This is a genomic window from Tetzosporium hominis (assembly GCF_002265435.1).
Classification (GTDB): domain Bacteria; phylum Bacillota; class Bacilli; order Bacillales_A; family Planococcaceae; genus Chryseomicrobium; species Chryseomicrobium hominis.
The window spans coordinates 281137-299342 of record NZ_NOKQ01000220.1 but is presented as its reverse complement, the minus strand read 5'-3'; the positions used below and the strand labels follow the sequence as shown (position 1 = coordinate 299342).

Genomic DNA, 18206 nt, shown 5'->3' with positions numbered 1-18206 from the left:
TGTGTTGAGGTCATTAGGGCTATTGCGTTGTCCGGGGATGTTGTTTTGAAGTCCGAGGATGTTGTTTTGAAGTCCGAGAAATTTGTTGTAAAGTCCGAAGAACCCATCGTGAAGTCCGATGAAGTCATTTTGAAGTCCGCGCAAAACCCATTAAAGTCCTAGAAACCTGGAGTCCCTTATCAGTAAGACTTTAAACAAATAAAAAGCCCGTCCGAAGACAGGCTAGTAGTTGAGTTATTTAGCTAATGGGATCAGCTTCAGTAAGTCTGAGCGCACGTATGCATTTGTATAAGCACGTTCTTCTGGAACCACACGGAACCAGTCGATAGCGTTCGGAATGTCGATCGTTTCTTTGACGCTGACCGTTAACCCGTTCTCTGGAAGTGCGTATAGTGCTGCGTAATTGGTTGAAGCATCACGACGGAAGTTGACCGGGCTGCCGGCATTCGTCATGTAGAGTGTTTCTTTAAAGATATCTTTTTTGCCCAAGTGAATGTCTGCTCGGTACATGTGACCAGCAATCTTCTCGCCCCAGTAAGGGTCTGAAGCATAACGGACGTTCATGCCCTGCCCTTTATTGCCAAGGAAAGAACCGTTATAGAAACTGCCGTTCACTGTCTGGTAGTTCGCAGTGACGCGTTTTGCTGCATCTTCGATGGAATCTTTGAATGTCGCATAAGTATAAGCTCCGTTGTAAGGGTCCGAGTCGACTGCCCCGTAACCGAAGAGGTTCTTCTTATCTTGTGCGATTTTACTAGTTCCCCAACCGCTCTCGTGGATTGCGTGTGCCATCAAATAGAGGGCATTCAAATTGTACTGTGCTTCCAGTTCTTTTAATGCTTGGCCGATTCCGACAAGCGGGCTAGTCGTCCAAAGCTTTCCAGCGACCGTCTTATTATAATGAGGGAACTTGTCGAGTAAGAACTTATCGAGTTCCGCTGCTGTATAGTTCGACTTCGAACGAAGGTTGAGTTTATTGAAGTACTGGTGCGCTTCCGTTACAAACTTTCCGTTAGCGTCTGTAAATGTGAAGCCATCCCAGCTATAGTATTTCTGACCTTCGACGAAAGCTGCCGGAGCCACTCCAATAATACCAGCAATTTCATAACGGCCGAGACCGTAGTTATAAATATAATGAAGCATGTTAGTCCCTGAACGAGTGAAGTAAGACTGTACCGTCATCATTTCTGTAGGAATCAAGTTGATGCTTCCTGGATCCGCATAGCCTACTCGGTCTGCCAGTTCCACTTTTACATAGTCTTCTGTTGCATCCCGGTACTGTAGTTCCGTATGTTGCGTCACATAAGGACGGAATTGGCGCTCGCGTTGCGTACCTGATTTCCATGCCAAGTTTGTTCCTGGGAACAAGTTGACGAATTTGTTGGAAACTGCAATTCCGTTCTTGATCCAGGCAATGATGCCTTCTCGCTGAACTACAAGCGCTGTTCCTGCTTTTGCGTAGTCTTTTGCTTGTGTGAACGTATCAAATTGGCGCACGACTTCAGGCACTCCATTACGAATCGCTGCTACTTGGTAAGCTTTCGGTTCTGTAGGGAACACAATTTCACGTCCATTCAACATAACAAGAGCCACCATCCAACGAGTTGAAGAATCTTTCGGGTTAAAGTAGCCAAGTCCGTCTCCATTGATAACTCCGTGGAAGGATACAAATTTAACGTCTTCTATATAAGAAGGATGGATTTTGTCTGCATCTTTAAATTCTAGCTCAGGGATATCAAAGCCTTCAGATAAAACTCCTTTTGCGTGTAAGGCACGTGCGACCATTGCTGCCATCTGCTCGCGTGTAATTAAAGCATCCGGTTTGAAAGTTCCATCTGTGTAGCCGGCAACCACTCCAGCGTTGACCGCATCTGCGATCCACGCAGCGTACCATTTATCCTGTGGCACGTCTTTAAACGTCAACTCCTGAGCTGCAGCTGTTTGCATAGTAGGCACTTCATGTTCGCTTTGCAGCTCGAAAGAAGCAACCACAAATTTCGCAAATTCAGCTCGTGTTACTGTCCGTTCCGGCTTGTAAGTGCCGTCCGGATACCCCGCCATAATACCTAAATCAATCAATTCCCTCATCTGATGCTCGTATTTGTACCCAGTCAGATCGTCTGCAGCTGAAACATTGAAAGTTCCGACAAGGAGCGATAGGACGATAAGAATTAGGAACATAGCACTCTTTCTAAACATTTTTAAGCCATCCTCTCTTACGATTGGTTTACAATCCTCTTTCTTACCTATTACTTTATCCTAATTATGTATCTATTTCTATAATGCGATGGTATCAAATTTATATTATATTTATCTCTCTTCTAGTATAGTCTTGAAGATGGGTCAAAGTACACCTGCGTTTCTTACATTTTCGAAAGATATTTATATTAAACACCTACAATTTTCTTATTTTGCAAGTAATCTGCTCAATTATCTGAATTTCATGTTACTATCATGGTAGTGTTTATACCAAATGAAAGGAGCTTCTTTTAAAAGAATGCTTACTATGAAGAAATTTGTACTACTAATGATGTCACTGCTCCTTGCATTCACGGCCTTTTTATCAACTACTTCTCCTGCCTCGGCAGCAACTCCTTTCCGTGATATCAATTCGACGGATCATGAAATTATCTATTTATACGAACGCGGTTATATTGCGGGAACTTCTTCTACTACATATAGCCCTGACATGGCCGTATCACGAGAACAAGCGGCCACTATGATCGGTCGTGCTTTGAAATTAGACGGAACTCAACGCAACACTTCATTCCCGGACGTTACAAAAAGCAGTTATGCATCAGGTTATATCGACAGTGCCTACAAAGCTGGGTTCATCTCAGGTTATCCAGACGGCACATTTAAGCCAAAAGAAATTATGACACGTGGCGAAATGGCTCACATGCTGAGCCGCGCATTTAAATATTCAGCAACATCAGCGATTTCATTCAAAGATGTTCCTTATAGCACAGACACAAACAGCCTTTACCTAGCAGTTAATAAGATCGCTACAAATGGTGTGGCTGCAGGAACTGGAAACGGCTACTTCAGCCCGAACGCGGAACTAAACCGCCGTCAGTTCGCGATGTTCATTGCTCGTGCCATCAATCCAGAATTTAAAGTCTCTTTCGAAATGCCTGTCATCGATACGTATCAATCTACTGTGGATGCTCTAAATATTCGCAAAGGTCCTGGAACGAGCTACACGATTGTCGGCAAGATGAACAAAGGTGATCAGTTCAAAGTTTATGGGATCGCAAACGGCTGGGCACACGGAGCATTCGGCTCTGTAACTGGTTATGTAAGCACGTCTTACTTATCTAAAGTACCTGCTGCAAGCGATACAAGAATCATGGTAATTGACCCAGGTCACGGCGGTTCGGATCCTGGTTCTGTGTACAACGGTCTTCAAGAGAAGAACGTCAACTTGAACGTCGGCCTTCGCGTTGAATCGAAGTTGAAAGCTCGCGGCATCACTGTATTGATGACTCGTCGCACAGATGTGTTTCACAGCTTAGACTACCGTGCAGCATACGGCGCTCAAAATGGTGCAGACGCTTTCGTGTCAATCCATGCGAATGCCATTAACAATTCAAGCGTAAGTGGTTCTGAAACGTTCTATTCCTCAGCACTTGATCCACGCGCTGAACACAGCAAGCAATTGGCTACATTCATTCAAAACCGTTTGTATAAAGCGATGGAACACAATAACCGTGGAGTGAAAGATGCGGACTACCGTGTCATCGACAAGAACCCACTATCAGCAGCTCTAGTCGAACTTGGCTTCTTGACGAATTCGTCAGATGCTTATAAGTTAGGAAACGCTACTTATCAAGACGCAGCGGCTCAAGCCATTGCTGATGGTATCGTAGATTACTACAATTGGCGCGACAAACAGTAACTTTTACACCTCCGGAGACGGGGGTGTTTTTTTGCGACAAATTATTTCTTTTTTCGTGTTACCACAGCTATTTCTTAGGGTATTGCTATATAATGAAAGAAACTGCATGCAGGAGGTCAGCGCCTATGAAACGTACCACTCTCACTCTCACCCTACTCGTCACCCTTACAGGTCTTTCCGCGACCGCTTATGCCTCCCCTGCCGAAACTTCCGACCCAGAAAAAGTATTTATTCAGTTTGACGAAGCGATTGATTATGACTACTTGAAAGCCATTGGAGCGACGATCACTGCCGACCTCCCTGCTATCTCGTCCGTCGTTGCAACTCTCCCTCCCACTGATTCCTACGCTACTTTCCAACTTGCCGAGGAAGACATCGCCATCACGCCTTACCCTGAAGATGATCTGTTCTACCAGACAGCTGAAACGACCAATTGGGGCTACAAGCCTGTCTTAGCCGACAAAGCGTACGCTCTAGGATACCGGGGAGACGGAATTAAAGTAGGCGTCATCGATTCCGGAATCAATGCGCAGCATCCGGACCTTCGCGTAGTCGGTGGGGTCAGTTTTGTAACAGGCTCTCATCTACGAGACTCCACAGGACATGGCACCCACGTAGCAGGTATCTTAGCCGCACAAGCGAATTCAATCGGCGTTCGAGGTGTCGCCCCGAAAGTAGACTTGTATTCGATTCGGATATTTGGGGAAGGTACTTCTAGTCCAAGTGAAAACTTGTTAAAAGCCATTCAATGGGCCATAAATAATGATATGGATATTCTTAATATGAGCTTAGCTGGTCCAGATGGTTTAGGGGTTCGTGACATGATGAAAAAGGCTTATGATGAAGGGATTCTGTTAGTAGCGGCTTCGGGGAATGGCTGGAATATTCGAAACTATGATGTCCAATTTCCTGCGCAATACCCGAGTGTCATCGCAGTCGGTTCGCTTGCCAAAGACAATTCCATTTATTACTCATCTTTCCGAGGCCCTTCCCAAGAATTCGTAGCGCCTGGAGAAGACATCTATTCAACCGCCGTCTTGACAGGTACTACGACTCAGGAAGACTATGCCCTAAAGACCGGCACTTCCATGGCAGCGCCTTTTGTGGCGGGGATAGCGGCTCAGTATATGCAAGAGTACCCGACGCTGACAAATGATCAGATTCGAAAACTGATGCAACAGAACGCAAAAGATTATGGTCCACGAGGTCGTGATTCGACTTACGGATTTGGCTTGATCCAATCTGTAAAAGAACCTCCCGGCTTGTTTCCTGACACCAAAGCTTCCGCTTGGTATTCACAAGCGCTGCAAAAAGTGTACGATGAAGGCATCATCGCCGGCTTTCCAGATGGACTGTTTCGACCGAACGATCCTTTGACTCGAGCACAAGCTGTCTCGATATTAGGACGAGCCTTAAACTGGCCAGCTACTACACAATCGTATTTTCAAGATGTCTCGAGAGGTTCTTTCGCCTTTTCTCCTATCTCTTATGCTTTTGAGCAGCAGATCGTAAAAGGAGTGAGTGCGACACGTTTTGCCCCTCAATCGGGTATCAAGCGTGGCGATTTAGCATTGATTCTTTCGAACACACTAGAGCTTCCTCCAGCGACGACCCAATCGATGTTTCCAGATGTGTCCCCCGAGAAGTATTACAGCCTAGCGATTGACTCGATCGCCGAGTACGGAATCATGGTGGGGTATCCAGAAGATCAGACGTTTCGACCGGAGCAAGCTGTTACAAGAGCAGAATTTGCTTTGATGCTGTACAACGCATTTTATTCGGTACAAGCAGATTAATTTGGAGTTTCTTCCTATTATATAGGTACAAAAAAAGGACTGGCATCTGCCAGTCCTTTTGAATTGTCTTATTTGATTGAGTTGTAAACGAATTGAGCAAATTCAGCACGTGTTGCGCTTGCGTTTGGCTTGAATGTGCCATCTTCGTATCCACTTGCTACTTCAGCAGAAGCTACTTTCAAGATACTTGATTTAGCCCAGTGGTTGTTAACATCTGAGAAGCTTACGTTTGAAGTCGTTGCTGACATTGTGAACGCACGAGTCAAGATCACTGTGATCTCGCCGCGAGAGATGTCACCTTTTGGTACGAAACCTTCAGGACGTCCGCTAACGATTCCTTTTTGTGCTAGAGCATTGATGTAACCTGAAGCCCAGTGAGATGTTGGAACATCTTTGAACTGTGAACCTGAAACTGGTTTTAATCCTAGAGCTTTAGCAATCATAACTGCTGCTTCTGCACGAGAAACATCTTTCTGTGGAAGGAATTCAGAACCATCGTAACCAGAGATGATGTTATCTAAGCTTAATTCTGTGATGGCTTTATTAGCCCAGTGCTTGTCAGACACGTCATAGTACTCACCTTTTGGTAGGTCAGGACGTGGTGCTGGCTTAGGAGCTGGAGCTGGGTTCGAAACTTGAGTTGTACCAGAAGTTACGCCCGGTACACGACGTGCAGTAATATAACGTGGTGCCCAGTAAGAGTTTGTGTTTAAGTCTTCAATTGCGATTCCTTTTGAGCTAGTCGCAGAGATGAAATCACCGTTTCCGATGTAAATCCCAACGTGACCTACGCTAGAGCTACCAGCTGTGAAGCTGAAAAATACTAAGTCACCTTTTTGAAGGTTTGATTTTGAGACCGCTGATCCGACCCCAGCTTGTGAACCTGATGTACGTGGTAAGTTAAATCCGAATTTTTGGTTGAATACATATGTAGTGTATCCTGAGCAATCGAATCCAGAAGGCGATGTGCCGCCCCACTTATAAGGTACTCCGATAAATTGTTTCGCATAGTTTACAATCTCATCTTGAGTTGCTGTTCCACTGGCTTGTGCTTCGTTAGACATAAATGGTGTAGCTGTAAAAAGTAGTACAGCAATAATCATCCATACAATTCGCTTCTTCAAGTCGTTGTCACCTCATAAGTTTTTGTGGATTCTAGATGCTGATCAGGCATTGAATCGAAAAGTTGTTTTTTGAATTTTTTCTACAAGCTCAATATTAGCAGATACAGTACATTTTTATAGTTACAGTTATATTACAGTTACGTTACAAATGCCGAATTCATGTTTAGTTCTATAAAAATCGGTTAAATATAGTAGCTTTCATTCTTTATTAGGACAACTTTTAAATTGTAACTATTTATTAAATTTGAATATTGTATATTTTTAGACTTTATAAGACAATAGAAGGAGAACGATTTAATTCGAGAGGTGAAGTAGTTGGAATTTCCAAAGGTCGAAATCGGTCGCCGCATTCGTATGATGCGCCGCGAACTGGGTATCACATCAGAAGAACTTGCCAAGCGTGCAGGCGTCAGTCAAAGTATGGTCTCTCAGATTGAGAGAGGTCTTGTCTCCCCCTCCCTTGAAACATTATGGAATCTGGCCAACAGTTTGAACGTCCAGATTTTCGCCTTCTTCGATCAGACAGACGGCGAGCGTGTCAATGTCTATAAGAAAGATGATGAACTTGTCGTCAAACGGATTCGACCGAATAGCGAATACCACTTGCTTTCTCCTAGCATAGGAAAAGACATCGGCTTCTTCAAACTCGTAGTCGATCCAGGTGATACGGTCGAAGACCAAGTCATCCAGCACAAAGGCGAGGAGTGTGGCTATGTTTTAGAAGGTACTCTGATTGTGGAGGTCGGCAGTGATCGTTTTGAGCTGGTTGAAGGCGATGCTATCTTCTTCGACAGCGAGCTCCCTCACCGCTTCTTCAATCCTGGCACCAAACCCGCCATTGCGATTTGGGCTATGACGGCTAATTGGCGGTAGTACATAGAAATGTGGAATCGGCGGGCTCAGAAACTTCTCGGGAACCGGGCATACTCTGTGAGGCGTACTGTGCCTCATAGAGTGTGTCCGGTTTTTGAATGGGTTTCTCGCCGATGCAACTGGACATAGAGAAATGTAGAGAACGCCACTCTAGAAATCTTGTGAAAATCAGGCCTGGCTGTGGAGCTACTTAATTGGAAGCGTGTTCCATTTGGTGCCTGTCCCAAAAACTATTCGAACATTCGTGACTATTCAATAGATATGCAAATTGAAGGTGCATTTCTGTGCTATTCGGTGAGTAAAGATAAATTGTGTCTGTATATTTTGGGGGACAGGCACCAATAAAAAAATATACAAAAATGCTCCCATAGCCCTTTATTGGCTGTGGGAGCACTCATTTATTTTAAGATTTTAACTGTTACTGTCTTACGACCCCAGTTTAGAGCATCTTGTTGGTTCGGGATAAAGACATCGATTTTGTTACCTTTAATAGCGCCGCCAGTGTCTCCAGCGATCGCTTCGCCATAACCTTCAACCCATACACGTGAACCTAGCGGGATCACTTTTGGATCTACTGCGATGACTTTTAGATGTGGATTGGCACGTAAATCAATTCCTGTAGCTGTTACACCTGAACAACCTGAGCAATACGCCGTGTAAGCTGTTGCTTCCACTTTGAATTCTTTCACTGCTTCAGGAGACGTTTGTTTTGGTGGTGTCGGGTTGCTGACAGGTTTCGTGTAGCTACCACCTTGAACTGCTAATACTTGTCCAGGGAAGATCAAGTCTGATGACAGACCGTTCCATCCTTTTAAGTCAGCTACTGATACACCGTGGTTAACAGATATGCGGTATAGCGTATCTCCACTTTTCACTGTGTACGAAGAAGCATCTGATTTTGATGGCTTCTGAGCTGGTTGCGCTGGAGCTTTCGCTGCTGATGCTTCAATCGCTAACTTTTGGTTAGGAAAGATTAGATCAGACGAAAGGTTGTTCCAGTCTTGTAAGTTTTGAACTGTTACATTGTATTTTTGAGAAATAGACCATAATGTGTCTCCGCTTTTGATTGTGTATGTTTCTTCTGCTGCTGATGCTGATGTCGCGGCTCCAAATAGTAAACCTGCGAAAGCGGTTAGTGCAACGATTTGTTTTTTCATAGTATGAATTTCCTCCTTTTCACTAACGAGTACTATCGTACCACGTTACTATTTCAGGAGAATAACAGAATCATTGCAGTAAACTTTCAATTCTCATGCTATTTTATGTGAAATAGGTCACACAGTTAACTAATGTTACAAGAGTGTTACAGAAAACGAGTTTAATAGACTCCATTTAATGTTTTGTAATACAAAAGTGGGGTAAAGGAATTCTTTTGAGCGGGATAGGATGTTTGGTTTGCTAGTTTGAGAAGTTGATGTGGTTTGGTTGTGTCGTGTTTGAAATAGTAGTTGATTGAGGCTGAAGTCTTTGGAATTAGGTTTTATGTCCTTGTAATATTCCGTGAGGTCCGCGGAGCGCTCTCTGTGGTCTGCAAACTCTTGGAGTCCGAGGACAACGAGACAACGTTCGAAGAACATGATTTTACGTACTGCGACAACTAGATTCATAGAAAAAAGACAAGCGCGTAGGCTTGTCTCCTCCAATTAGTGCTTTTCAGTTGGTTGTTTGACTGGGAACCAGCCTGTTACGTTTAAGATTTTCTCCCATAAAGCATCCGGAATATCGAGTGCATCTTGGTTTGTCGGGTCGATTTCTGTCAATAGCAAGTCTTCTTTGCCTTCGACTAGTTTTGGATACCATTCTGGATCCGTCACGATAGGACGTCCGATGGCGAACAGGTCTGCGTATCCGGAAGCAGCTGCTCGATCGATATCGCTATTCGTATTGAGAGAACCGACGCCTACTAGTGGAGTTCGTCCATCAATCACTTCAGCAAATCGTGCGATGCGAGGTGTGCCCGTTTCGTCCGTATAGGATTGATCGAAAAACTCTCCAAGCGAAATATGAAGATAATCTAAGTTTTGGTCAGCTAATTTGTCGATCAGCGAGAGCTTTTCTTCTATTGTAAAGCCCGGGTCTGTGTTCTCTTCTGGCGAGAAGCGATAACCAATAATGAAGTTACTTGGTGCGAACTCTTTTGCAACACGTTTCACTTCTGCAACGACCGCTAGTGGGAATGCAGAACGGTCCTCTCCCCATTTGTCATTGCGACGGTTCGAATGAGGCGAGAAGAACTGATGGATCAAGTAGGTGTTGGCACCATGAATTTCGACTCCATCAAATCCCGCTTCGATTGCACGCCGAGTGGCTTTACCAAACGCACGAATCGTTTCTTCGACTTCGTCTGCTGTTAGTTCGCGTGGTGTTTCTGCCCCATCCCGAGGATATGCGACCGCACTTGCTGATACAGGAGTGCCACCGTTTAAAACTTTGCTGTTTGACTGGCGACCTGCATGGAAGATCTGCAGGATAGCTGTGCTTCCGTTGTCTTTGATGGCAGAAGCGAGTCGCTTCAAGCTCGGAAGACGGTCGTCGGATTCTGCACCGATTGAATAGATGAAGCCCGCTCCTTGTGGCTGCACATATGCACATGCTGTGATCACAGCGCCGATGCCACTTTTCGCACGGCGAGCATAATAAGCTAGTTCTTGATCAGAGACGTCTCCGTTGGTTTCAGAAGAATAGGTCGTCATCGGAGCCATCATGATGCGGTTCTTCAGGGTTGCTCCGTTTGGTAATGTGAGTGGTTGTTGCCAGTTGGTTGTCATGTGCGTCTCTCCTTCATGGTTGTCATTGAGTTTAGCGTACTGAAGTGAGGGACGGAGTTCAAGTGAGGCGACTCGAATTATTCGACTTTCGAAGGAATTGAAAAAGGTGCCCCAAAGGCACCTCAAGGTGGATAGCGGTTCACAGAGCGCTTTAATCCAAATATGATTAAGCTAACAAAATAGCTGCTGCTTGATCTAACTCTTCGTACGAAACGTTCAGTGGCGGCAATAAGCGAACTACAGATGGCCCTGCTGGCACGACTAGCAATCCCTTCGTCTGCATATCAGCTGCGAACGCTGCGCTGTCGCCCACGACGAGTCCCATGAGAAGGCCCATACCACGCACTTCGTATTTCACCGAAAGTTTCTCTGCCAAGTATGCTGCTTTTTCTTTCACTTCTTGCAAGAATGCTGGTTCAAACACTGTGGACACGACCGTGTGCGAGACAGCCACTCCCAATGCGTTCCCTCCGTAGGTCGTTCCATGGGAACCAGGTGTCAAAGAGACGCCGACTTCAGCTGTCCCCAGAATGCCTCCGATTGGGAAGCCGCCACCTAGACCTTTCGCAAGGGACACAATGTCCGGTTTCAACACGGTTTGCTCGTAAGCGTAACGCGTGCCTGTGCGGCCGATTCCTGTCTGCACTTCATCGATGATGAGCAAGATGCCGTTGTCGTCACAGAGTTGTTGGATGGTAGCTGCGAATTCTGGAGTCGCCGGGTTGACGCCCCCTTCACCTTGAACGATTTCAAGCATGATGGCTGCTGTATCTTCTGTGACTGCTGATTTCAATGCTTCTGAGTCGTTGAAAGGCACATGCGTGAACTTCGAAACAAGCGGTCCGAAGCCATTTTGAATTTTATCTTGCCCAGTTGCGGACATTGCACCGAATGTGCGGCCGTGGAACGAGTTGTTGAATGTGATGATGTGGTGCTTGCCCGTATGGCGGCGTGCCAGTTTGATCGCTGCTTCGTTCGCTTCCGCTCCACTGTTACAGAAGAAGGCGTGTTCGAAGTGCGTCCCTTCTGTTAGAAGCTCGGCTAGTCGTTCTTGCCCACTGCTTTCGAACAGGTTCGAGACGTGCCAGAGCTTTTCAGACTGTTCGCGAAGTGTGGCGTTGATCTTTGGATTCGCGTGACCCAGTGCGAGCACGGCGATTCCGGCGATAAAATCTAAGTATTCGTTGCCATCTGCATCCCAGACTTTCGTGCCCTGTCCTTTGACTAATTCAATCGGACGGCGCGAGTAGTTTTGGAACAGGCGGCTTTTGGTTGTTGTCGTTTCAGGCATTCGTGTGAACCTCCTTGATAGGTCGCGTGAGTAGTGGGTTGACGGCCTTGACAGTGGTGCCCATGAGCGTGTCGTCGGTGATCTGCACCGCACGAACTCCTGCTTCTAGGCAATCGAGTGCAGCTTGCACTTTCGGGATCATCCCCCCATAAATAATACCATTCGCTATCCACTTTCGAATATCCTGCTCACTCACAGAGCGAACAGTTTCCCCGTCTTTTTTGATTCCTGGCGTGTCTGTTACGAGTAATAACGACTCGGCCTGAACACCTGCTGCGATGCCCGATGCCAGAGTATCTGCGTTAATGTTGAGTGGAGTTCCTTCTATTGTAGTACCCACACACGCAACGACCGGAATGATGCCTGCTTTCAACAGTAACTGAAACTTCTTCGCATTGACTTCTGTGACGACACCTACTTCGCCATATGTCTCTTGGTCGAGGTAGTTCGAAGCAAACACCCCATCGAAACCACTTAGACCCGCCGACGAAATTCCTGAAGCATTCATCTTACCGACTAGACGTGCATTGACGTCCCCAATCAAGATGTTGCGAATGGTGTGAATCATCTCCGGAGTCGTCACGCGAATCCCGTTCACCGTTTCCGAAACAATGCCTTGCTCAGCAAGCGCGTTATTGATATCCGGACCGCCCCCGTGAACGATGATGAGGTTTTGTCCGGCTTCCACGCGGCGTTTCAAGCTTTTGATAAAGGCTTGCGACAAATTAGCGAGCGTGCTGCCGCCAATTTTGATGACGTGGCAATTAGGAACGATAGCTTGCGTTGATTTGGACGTAGTCATACGTTAAATCACACCCCCATGCGCGTCCTTCACCTGACCCATGATGCAAGTCGACGGAAATCGAGATCTCGTGCTGCTTCAAGTAGTTCATCGCTTGGTCTTCTGAGAATTTCACTGGTTCGCTGTCTTCGACGACCAAGATATCTCCGAGTTTGATTGTTATCGTATCCGGATTGATCTGCGTGCCACTATACCCGACTGCAGCGATGATGCGGCCCCAGTTTGCGTCGCAACCAAAGACCGCAGTCTTCACGAGTGGCGAGCCTACGACTGTCTTCGCAATCTTGCGTGCTTCTTCGTCTGAAACCGCTCCTGTCACGTTCACTTCAATAAGTTTCGTCGCGCCTTCCCCGTCTTTCGCAATGAGTTTGGCGAGGTCTTGCGATACCATTTCAAGCGCATCTACAAAAGTTGACCACTCTGGGTGAGCTGGTGTGAGTGTGTCGTTCCCAGCTAAACCGTTCGCGAGTACCAGGACCATGTCGTTCGTCGAAGTATCCCCGTCAACTGTGATGGAGTTGAATGTTTTTTCTGTAACGCTAGATAGCGCCGCTTGCAGATCTTCCGATTCGATTGCAGCGTCTGTTGTGATGAAGCCGAGCATCGTCGCCATGTTTGGCTCGATCATACCGGAGCCTTTCGCGACACCTGCGATGACGATTTCTTTACCGTCTATAGTTGTTGCATAAGACGTACTCTTCATGACCGTGTCCGTCGTCATGATGGCTTGCGCGAAATCAAGCGCTCCTGTCAGTTCATCGTTTGCTTTCAACTTCGAAACGCCGTGGATGATCGGTGCCATTGGAAGCGGTTCGCCGATAACTCCAGTAGACGCGACTCCGATTAGGTTTGCTGGGATGTCGAACTGGTCTGCAGCGAGTTGCTGCATGGCTAGTGCATCTAGGTGACCTTGTTTTCCTGTACATGCGTTAGCGTTTCCAGAGTTGACGAGGATGGCTTGCATCTTTTTCGTGTTGTAGACAACATCTTTTGTAACTTTTAGTGGCGCTGCTTGGATGGCGTTCGTAGTGAAAACCCCTGCTACCGATGCTGGGACGTCACTGATGACGACGGCTAAATCCTTTTTCTTATGCTTGATACCACAGTGTATGCCCGTTGCCGTGAAGCCTTTCGGCGAAACAAGCGATTTGCGTTCGATTTTTTTGAGTGTTGGGGTGATCGTCAATTCCATAGTAAGTGCTCCTTTTTGTAGCTAGATCATGAGCGGCACGACAGTAAGTCCTGCCTTCTCGTCTAGTCCACACATGAGATTCATATTTTGAACGGCTTGTCCGGCCGCGCCTTTCATCAAGTTATCAATGACACCAATGATTGTTGCCCGGTTCGTCCTCGGGTCGACGGCGATTTGAATGTCACAATAGTTTGAGCCGTACACTTGCTTCGTATTGAAGACCGGTTTGTCTTCGAATACCCGGACGAAAGGTTCGCTGTCGTAAGCTTCATGCAAGGCTTCCTTCAGATGCTTCTCTGTCGTTCCATCCGTGAGGGGTGCGTAACTAGTCGCCATGATCCCCCGTGTCATCGGGACGAGATGAGTGTTGAACGTGAGGAGCGGTTCGCTTCCTGCAATCGTGCGAATGGTCTGCTCGATTTCCGGGATGTGCTGGTGCTGGTTGATTTTATAGATCGAAAAGTTCTCGTTAAGTTCACTGTAATGGGTCAGCTGGGACGGCTTGTTGCCCGCTCCGGATACGCCACTTTTTGCGTCGGTGTAAAGTTGCGAGGCATCAATCAAATTTTCTTTGATTAGCGGCAATAGACTGAGAAGCGTAGCCGTCGGATAGCACCCGGGATTTGCGATGAGTTCAGAATTTGCGATTTCTCGCCGGTTCCACTCGGGAAGTCCGTAGATTGCTTGCTTTACGGCTTCTTTTGGTGCTGCCGGTTTACCGTACCAGTGTTCATAAATGGTCGGATCTTGAATCCGGAAATCTCCGGAGAGATCAATCAGTTTGGGTCCTGTTCCGAGAAGTTGCGGGAGAATGGTCGAAGCGACTCCAGCTGGGGTGCCCGTGAAGACAACATCCAGATTGCTGAGTGCTCCGGTTTCGATTGCTTGAAGTGGTTGTTCGAGAATATTCGTTAAGTGTGCATATTTATGCGAAATTTGTATATTTTCTTCCGAGGAGGAAAACACGTGGATTTCATCGACACGAGGATGGTTAGTGAGAAGGCGAATAAGCTCTAGCCCTCCGTATCCTGTAGCCCCTATAATTCCAATTTTCATAGCGAGATCAGCTCCGTTGTCAAACAAGTTATTTTCTAGTATACGACTGCATAATTATAAAGTCAATTGTATTTTAATCCTTAGATGTAGAGCCGACTGTCCAGAAATTTTGTAAAATGCCGACGTGGCTTGTGAAGCGCTCTTGGCTTCATGAGACGCGTTGGTATTTTACGGGGATTTCTAGGAGGCGCAACTCGATTACTCTAGATGTGGAAGGCGTTTCCAAATGGTGCCTGTCCCCCAAACTATACAGACACAATTCATATTTATTTAACGAGCGACATAAGAATGCGGGTCCAAATTGTATATACTGCAAATAGTCGTGAATATCTGAATTGTACTTGGGACAGGCACCATCAAAAGTAGATTGTACAAAAAAAAGAAGCGCCGAGGCGCTTCTTACTTGTGATCGTTTTTCTTTTGTTGCCCTGGAGCCGATTCGGACTTTCCTGGTTTGTCGTCTTTCTTGTTAGACTTGTCATCTTTTTTATGAGACTTGTCATCGTTCTTTGAGGCTTTATCTTGGGACTTTCCAGGCTTGTCTTTCGATTGTCCCGGGTTGTCACCAGACTTGCCTGGTGTGTTGCCAGATTTTCCTGGAGCTTCACCAGATTTTCCTGGAGGCTGCGCGCCATTAGCTGGAGTCTGTCCAGATTTACCAGGTGCTGTCCCCGATTGTCCTGGGGTCTCGCCAGTTTGGCCAGGCGCTTTTTCGGAGTTGCCCGGTTTGTCTTCGTCCTCAGGCTCGGTTGTTTGATCTTCGTCTGATTCGACTGGCTCTTCTAGCTCTACAGGTTCTGAAGTGACCGGTTCGATTTCATCAACAGGTTCTTCGTTCGTCACGACAGCTTCTTCTGCTTCTTCGATGGCTGTAGTGATACGGCGTTCGATGGCACCATCACGTGGTTTGTCGTAAGTGATCTTAGCTTGAGGCTTTTCTTCGACGATTTCAACTAGAACTTTTGAAAGGGCTTTATCTTCCCAAAAATGATCTTCCACTCCTTCGACGTAGATGACCGTGCCTTCTTCATCGATTCCGAGCTCGATGCGTTCACCGTTCTCGAGTTCTACAAAGGCATACGCTTCCGGAACGTTACTGAATGATGCACCAAAAATGAGAACCATGGTAGCCGCAATCGCTAGAATTGGAGCAAGCGCAGGAGATTTTGTCAATTTGAAAGGCGGTTTGTATTCTGTGAAATGCGCGTATTCTCCCACTTCAGCGTCTGAAGCCGGAATACCTTTCATGAATTCACCGTCTTCTGTTAAGAAAATTGCATAGTCTTCCTTCACGTCCATTACAATTCCATAGTGCGTCATCATTCTGTCCCTCCTTTCACGATATGCTGAATCGTTGTAAAGTCGCCTGTCAATAGGACGACCAGTGCGATAATATATTTTCTATGGCGTTCGAGTGTCTTTCTAGAGACATCGACTAGCTGCTCGATTTCTTTTAAAGGCAACGTCCGCTTCGCCTCTAAATGCTCGACGAATTCCGGAGTATCTGCGATGATTCGCGCTACGGCAATCATCGTCCTCCTGGAGTCCTCATGCTTCGGTGCGATGCGGGTAAGCTCTTCAAAGGTTAAGTTATATGGGAAGAGCGCCAGCTGGTAGCTTGCGATATCTTCTTGTCGTTGCGTTTTCAGTTGATGTTCGCTGTAGGCGTCCATTGCCTTGTGGGTGAGCTCGATATCCGCAGCTTCTCCCGATACAGCTTGGGCCACGCGTACTTCTTTGCGAATGAAATCAATGATGCGCCGCTTGATAATCAGATGGGCAAACGTCGTCAGTTTCGCTGAAGCTCCCGGCTCGTACTTTTCGACGGCCTCATGGAAAGCTAGGAAAGCGATGCTGAATTCTTCGTCTTGCTCATCGATGGTTCGTTTGCATACGAACGAAGCGGTCTTTTTAATAAAAGGGGTGTGGGCAACGAGCAAGTCGTGCAGAGCCTGCTCGTCCCCTGCTTTTGCTTGTTGCACGAGGTGCAGCTCGTGTTTTTCATGGTTAGGAAACAAGGCGAAACGCATAGCACCCCTCCGTTCTGTTTAAATCACGTCTCTTCTATTTTAGCATAGAAGCTTGTAGTGAAAAGAACAGAACTGTGTTGGTTGCCAAATTGAGTCATTGGATAGACCGCACCTTCAATATGATATTTGAATGGATCTACATAGTACTATTCGATTAGGTTGTAGGATTTTTGGGGGTCGTTAGAAAGAAAAGTGGAATTTTTTTGTTCCTAACAAACGAAAAAGAGGCGCCGAGGCGCCTCTTGGAGTAGGAGTGAGTAGCGAAATTTAGTTGTTGCCTTTACCTTTTTTCTCTTCTGCTTTAGCTTTCTTTTCTTCAGCTTTCGCTTGAGCTTCCGCTACTTTTTCTTCAGCTTTAGCTTTTGCTTCATCAGCTTTAGCTTGTGCTGCAGCTTTCTTTTCTTCTGCTTTTGCTTGAGCTTCTACTGCTTTTTCTTCAGCTTTTGCTTTTGCTTCTTCTGCCTTAGCTTGAGCTTTCGCTACTTTTTCTTCTGCTTTTGCTTGAGCTTTTGCTGCTTTTTCTTCAGCTTTCGCTTTGCCTTTTTCAGCTTTTGGAGCAACTACTGGTGTAGCTTCTTCAGTTGATTCTTCAGCAACTGGCTCTTCCACTACAGGCTCTTCGATTACAGGTTCTTCAACGACTGGTTCTTCTTCAACTGGAGCTTCTTCGTTTAATGCATCCAATTGCGCTTGGAATTTGTCGATGTTTTTCTGGATAGCGGCACGTGCTTGGTCGCTTCCTACTTGATCATATACTTTTGTCATGATGGCAATCTTGAATGCCAGTTGTTCTTTCTTCATTTCAAGCTCTGTATCTTCGTCAACAGGCTCTTCTTCGATTGGTTCTTCGACTGGAGTTTCTTCGTCGTCACCTGGCTCTTCGACTTCAGTATCGTCGTCGCCTTCAGTTGGCTCTTCTTCTGTTTCGTCTTCATCTGTTCCAAGCTCTTCAATCTTCGTTTCGAAACGTTCAACGGCTTGTGTTAACAACGCAGCAATTTCTTCGTCATCGATCATCGCAATCAATTCGTTCAATTTGGCGATGCGCTCTTCGTAAACTGCGATGAGTTCTTCAGAAGTTGGCGCTGTCTCTTCGTATAGGTTGTCGTTTTCAACGTCTGTTGGATCCACAACTGGAGCCTCTGTTACGTCTTCTACGTCAGTCATTGATACAGATTTAAATTCGTCTGCCCATGCATAAGATGCGCCCGTTACTGTCATAGTCGCGATCATAGCTGCAGCTGTCATGCGTTTCCACTTACGATTTTTCATCTTTCATCACCTCATAGAGAGAATTTCACCGCTTGAACGGTGTACGCGTATCTATTCGTGAGGACCTAGAAAGTTTTTGGGGGTAATATTGAATTTTCAGGTAA

Annotated in this window: 14 protein-coding genes; 3 read left to right on the top strand and 11 right to left on the bottom strand. The window is 46.2% G+C overall.

The window, feature by feature from the left end:
* Positions 1-234: 234 nt before the first annotated feature.
* Entirely contained in the window at positions 235-2199 is a 1965-nt protein-coding gene (locus CF394_RS11110) for an S-layer homology domain-containing protein (protein WP_243370816.1), read from the bottom strand.
* Positions 2200-2506: 307 nt separating this feature from the next.
* Between CF394_RS11110 and CF394_RS11105 the strand changes: the two genes are divergently transcribed.
* The gene (locus CF394_RS11105) at positions 2507-3898 is read left to right on the top strand and encodes an N-acetylmuramoyl-L-alanine amidase (RefSeq protein WP_165767539.1); all 1392 of its coding nucleotides are present in this window, start codon (positions 2507-2509) and stop codon (positions 3896-3898) included.
* Positions 3899-4023: 125 nt separating this feature from the next.
* Positions 4024-5694 carry a S8 family peptidase gene (locus tag CF394_RS11100; RefSeq protein WP_165767538.1) on the top strand — a complete coding sequence of 557 codons (1671 nt, stop codon included), beginning with the start codon at positions 4024-4026 and terminating at the stop codon, positions 5692-5694.
* Between the two features lie 68 nt (positions 5695-5762).
* Here CF394_RS11100 and CF394_RS11095 read toward each other — a convergent pair whose 3' ends face one another.
* Positions 5763-6818, bottom strand: a complete 1056-nt coding sequence (locus tag CF394_RS11095; protein ID WP_243370813.1) for a C40 family peptidase — start codon at positions 6816-6818, stop codon at positions 5763-5765.
* Positions 6819-7133: 315 nt separating this feature from the next.
* Here CF394_RS11095 and CF394_RS11090 point away from each other — a divergent pair, with 315 nt between their 5' ends.
* The gene (locus tag CF394_RS11090; protein WP_094943683.1) at positions 7134-7691 is read left to right on the top strand and encodes a helix-turn-helix domain-containing protein; all 558 of its coding nucleotides are present in this window, start codon (positions 7134-7136) and stop codon (positions 7689-7691) included.
* A 398-nt stretch (positions 7692-8089) separates the two neighbouring features.
* On the opposite strand, the gene CF394_RS11085 is transcribed toward CF394_RS11090, so the two are convergent.
* The 9 genes from CF394_RS11085 to CF394_RS15960 all read right to left on the bottom strand — a co-directional run bounded on the left by CF394_RS11085 (position 8090) and on the right by CF394_RS15960 (position 18102).
* Complete coding sequence (locus tag CF394_RS11085) at positions 8090-8848, bottom strand: LysM peptidoglycan-binding and 3D domain-containing protein (RefSeq protein ID WP_094943682.1); 759 nt, start codon at positions 8846-8848, stop codon at positions 8090-8092.
* A 486-nt stretch (positions 8849-9334) separates the two neighbouring features.
* On the bottom strand, positions 9335-10459 hold the full coding sequence (locus tag CF394_RS11075; protein WP_094943679.1) for an NADH-dependent flavin oxidoreductase: 1125 nt from the start codon (positions 10457-10459) through the stop codon (positions 9335-9337).
* A 166-nt stretch (positions 10460-10625) separates the two neighbouring features.
* Positions 10626-11750, bottom strand: a complete 1125-nt coding sequence (argD, locus tag CF394_RS11070) for an acetylornithine transaminase (protein WP_094943677.1) — start codon at positions 11748-11750, stop codon at positions 10626-10628.
* Positions 11743-12552: an acetylglutamate kinase gene (argB, locus tag CF394_RS11065; RefSeq protein ID WP_094943676.1), complete on the bottom strand. Its 810-nt coding sequence runs from the start codon at positions 12550-12552 to the stop codon at positions 11743-11745. The genes argD and argB overlap by 8 nt, the downstream gene beginning before the upstream one ends.
* Positions 12515-13738, bottom strand: a complete 1224-nt coding sequence (argJ, locus tag CF394_RS11060; RefSeq protein ID WP_094943732.1) for a bifunctional glutamate N-acetyltransferase/amino-acid acetyltransferase ArgJ — start codon at positions 13736-13738, stop codon at positions 12515-12517. Before argJ ends, argB begins: the two co-directional genes overlap by 38 nt.
* Positions 13739-13765: 27 nt before the next feature.
* On the bottom strand, positions 13766-14800 hold the full coding sequence (gene argC, locus CF394_RS11055; protein WP_094943674.1) for an N-acetyl-gamma-glutamyl-phosphate reductase: 1035 nt from the start codon (positions 14798-14800) through the stop codon (positions 13766-13768).
* A 399-nt stretch (positions 14801-15199) separates the two neighbouring features.
* Positions 15200-16123: an anti-sigma factor domain-containing protein gene (locus tag CF394_RS11050; protein WP_094943673.1), complete on the bottom strand. Its 924-nt coding sequence runs from the start codon at positions 16121-16123 to the stop codon at positions 15200-15202.
* Positions 16120-16830, bottom strand: a complete 711-nt coding sequence (gene sigI, locus CF394_RS11045) for an RNA polymerase sigma-I factor (RefSeq protein ID WP_094943671.1) — start codon at positions 16828-16830, stop codon at positions 16120-16122. Before sigI ends, CF394_RS11050 begins: the two co-directional genes overlap by 4 nt.
* 267 nt (positions 16831-17097) lie before the next feature.
* Positions 17098-18102 (bottom strand): hypothetical protein, encoded by a 1005-nt coding sequence (locus CF394_RS15960; protein WP_207761711.1) that lies wholly within the window; start codon positions 18100-18102, stop codon positions 17098-17100.
* Between the last annotated feature and the right edge of the window lie 104 nt (positions 18103-18206).

Bases quoted from the DNA above. Each gene is read 5' to 3' on its own strand.
- CF394_RS11110 (WP_243370816.1), bottom strand. From the start codon at position 2,199: ATGTTTAGAAAGAGTGCTATGTTCCTAATTCTTATCGTCCTATCGCTC.
- CF394_RS11105 (WP_165767539.1), top strand. From the start codon at position 2,507: ATGAAGAAATTTGTACTACTAATGATGTCACTGCTCCTTGCATTCACG.
- CF394_RS11100 (WP_165767538.1), top strand. From the start codon at position 4,024: ATGAAACGTACCACTCTCACTCTCACCCTACTCGTCACCCTTACAGGT.
- CF394_RS11085 (WP_094943682.1), bottom strand. From the start codon at position 8,848: ATGAAAAAACAAATCGTTGCACTAACCGCTTTCGCAGGTTTACTATTT.
- CF394_RS11075 (WP_094943679.1), bottom strand. From the start codon at position 10,459: ATGACAACCAACTGGCAACAACCACTCACATTACCAAACGGAGCAACC.
- argD (WP_094943677.1), bottom strand. From the start codon at position 11,750: ATGCCTGAAACGACAACAACCAAAAGCCGCCTGTTCCAAAACTACTCG.
- argB (WP_094943676.1), bottom strand. From the start codon at position 12,552: ATGACTACGTCCAAATCAACGCAAGCTATCGTTCCTAATTGCCACGTC.
- argC (WP_094943674.1), bottom strand. From the start codon at position 14,800: ATGAAAATTGGAATTATAGGGGCTACAGGATACGGAGGGCTAGAGCTT.
- CF394_RS11050 (WP_094943673.1), bottom strand. From the start codon at position 16,123: ATGATGACGCACTATGGAATTGTAATGGACGTGAAGGAAGACTATGCA.
- sigI (WP_094943671.1), bottom strand. From the start codon at position 16,830: ATGCGTTTCGCCTTGTTTCCTAACCATGAAAAACACGAGCTGCACCTC.
- CF394_RS15960 (WP_207761711.1), bottom strand. From the start codon at position 18,102: ATGAAAAATCGTAAGTGGAAACGCATGACAGCTGCAGCTATGATCGCG.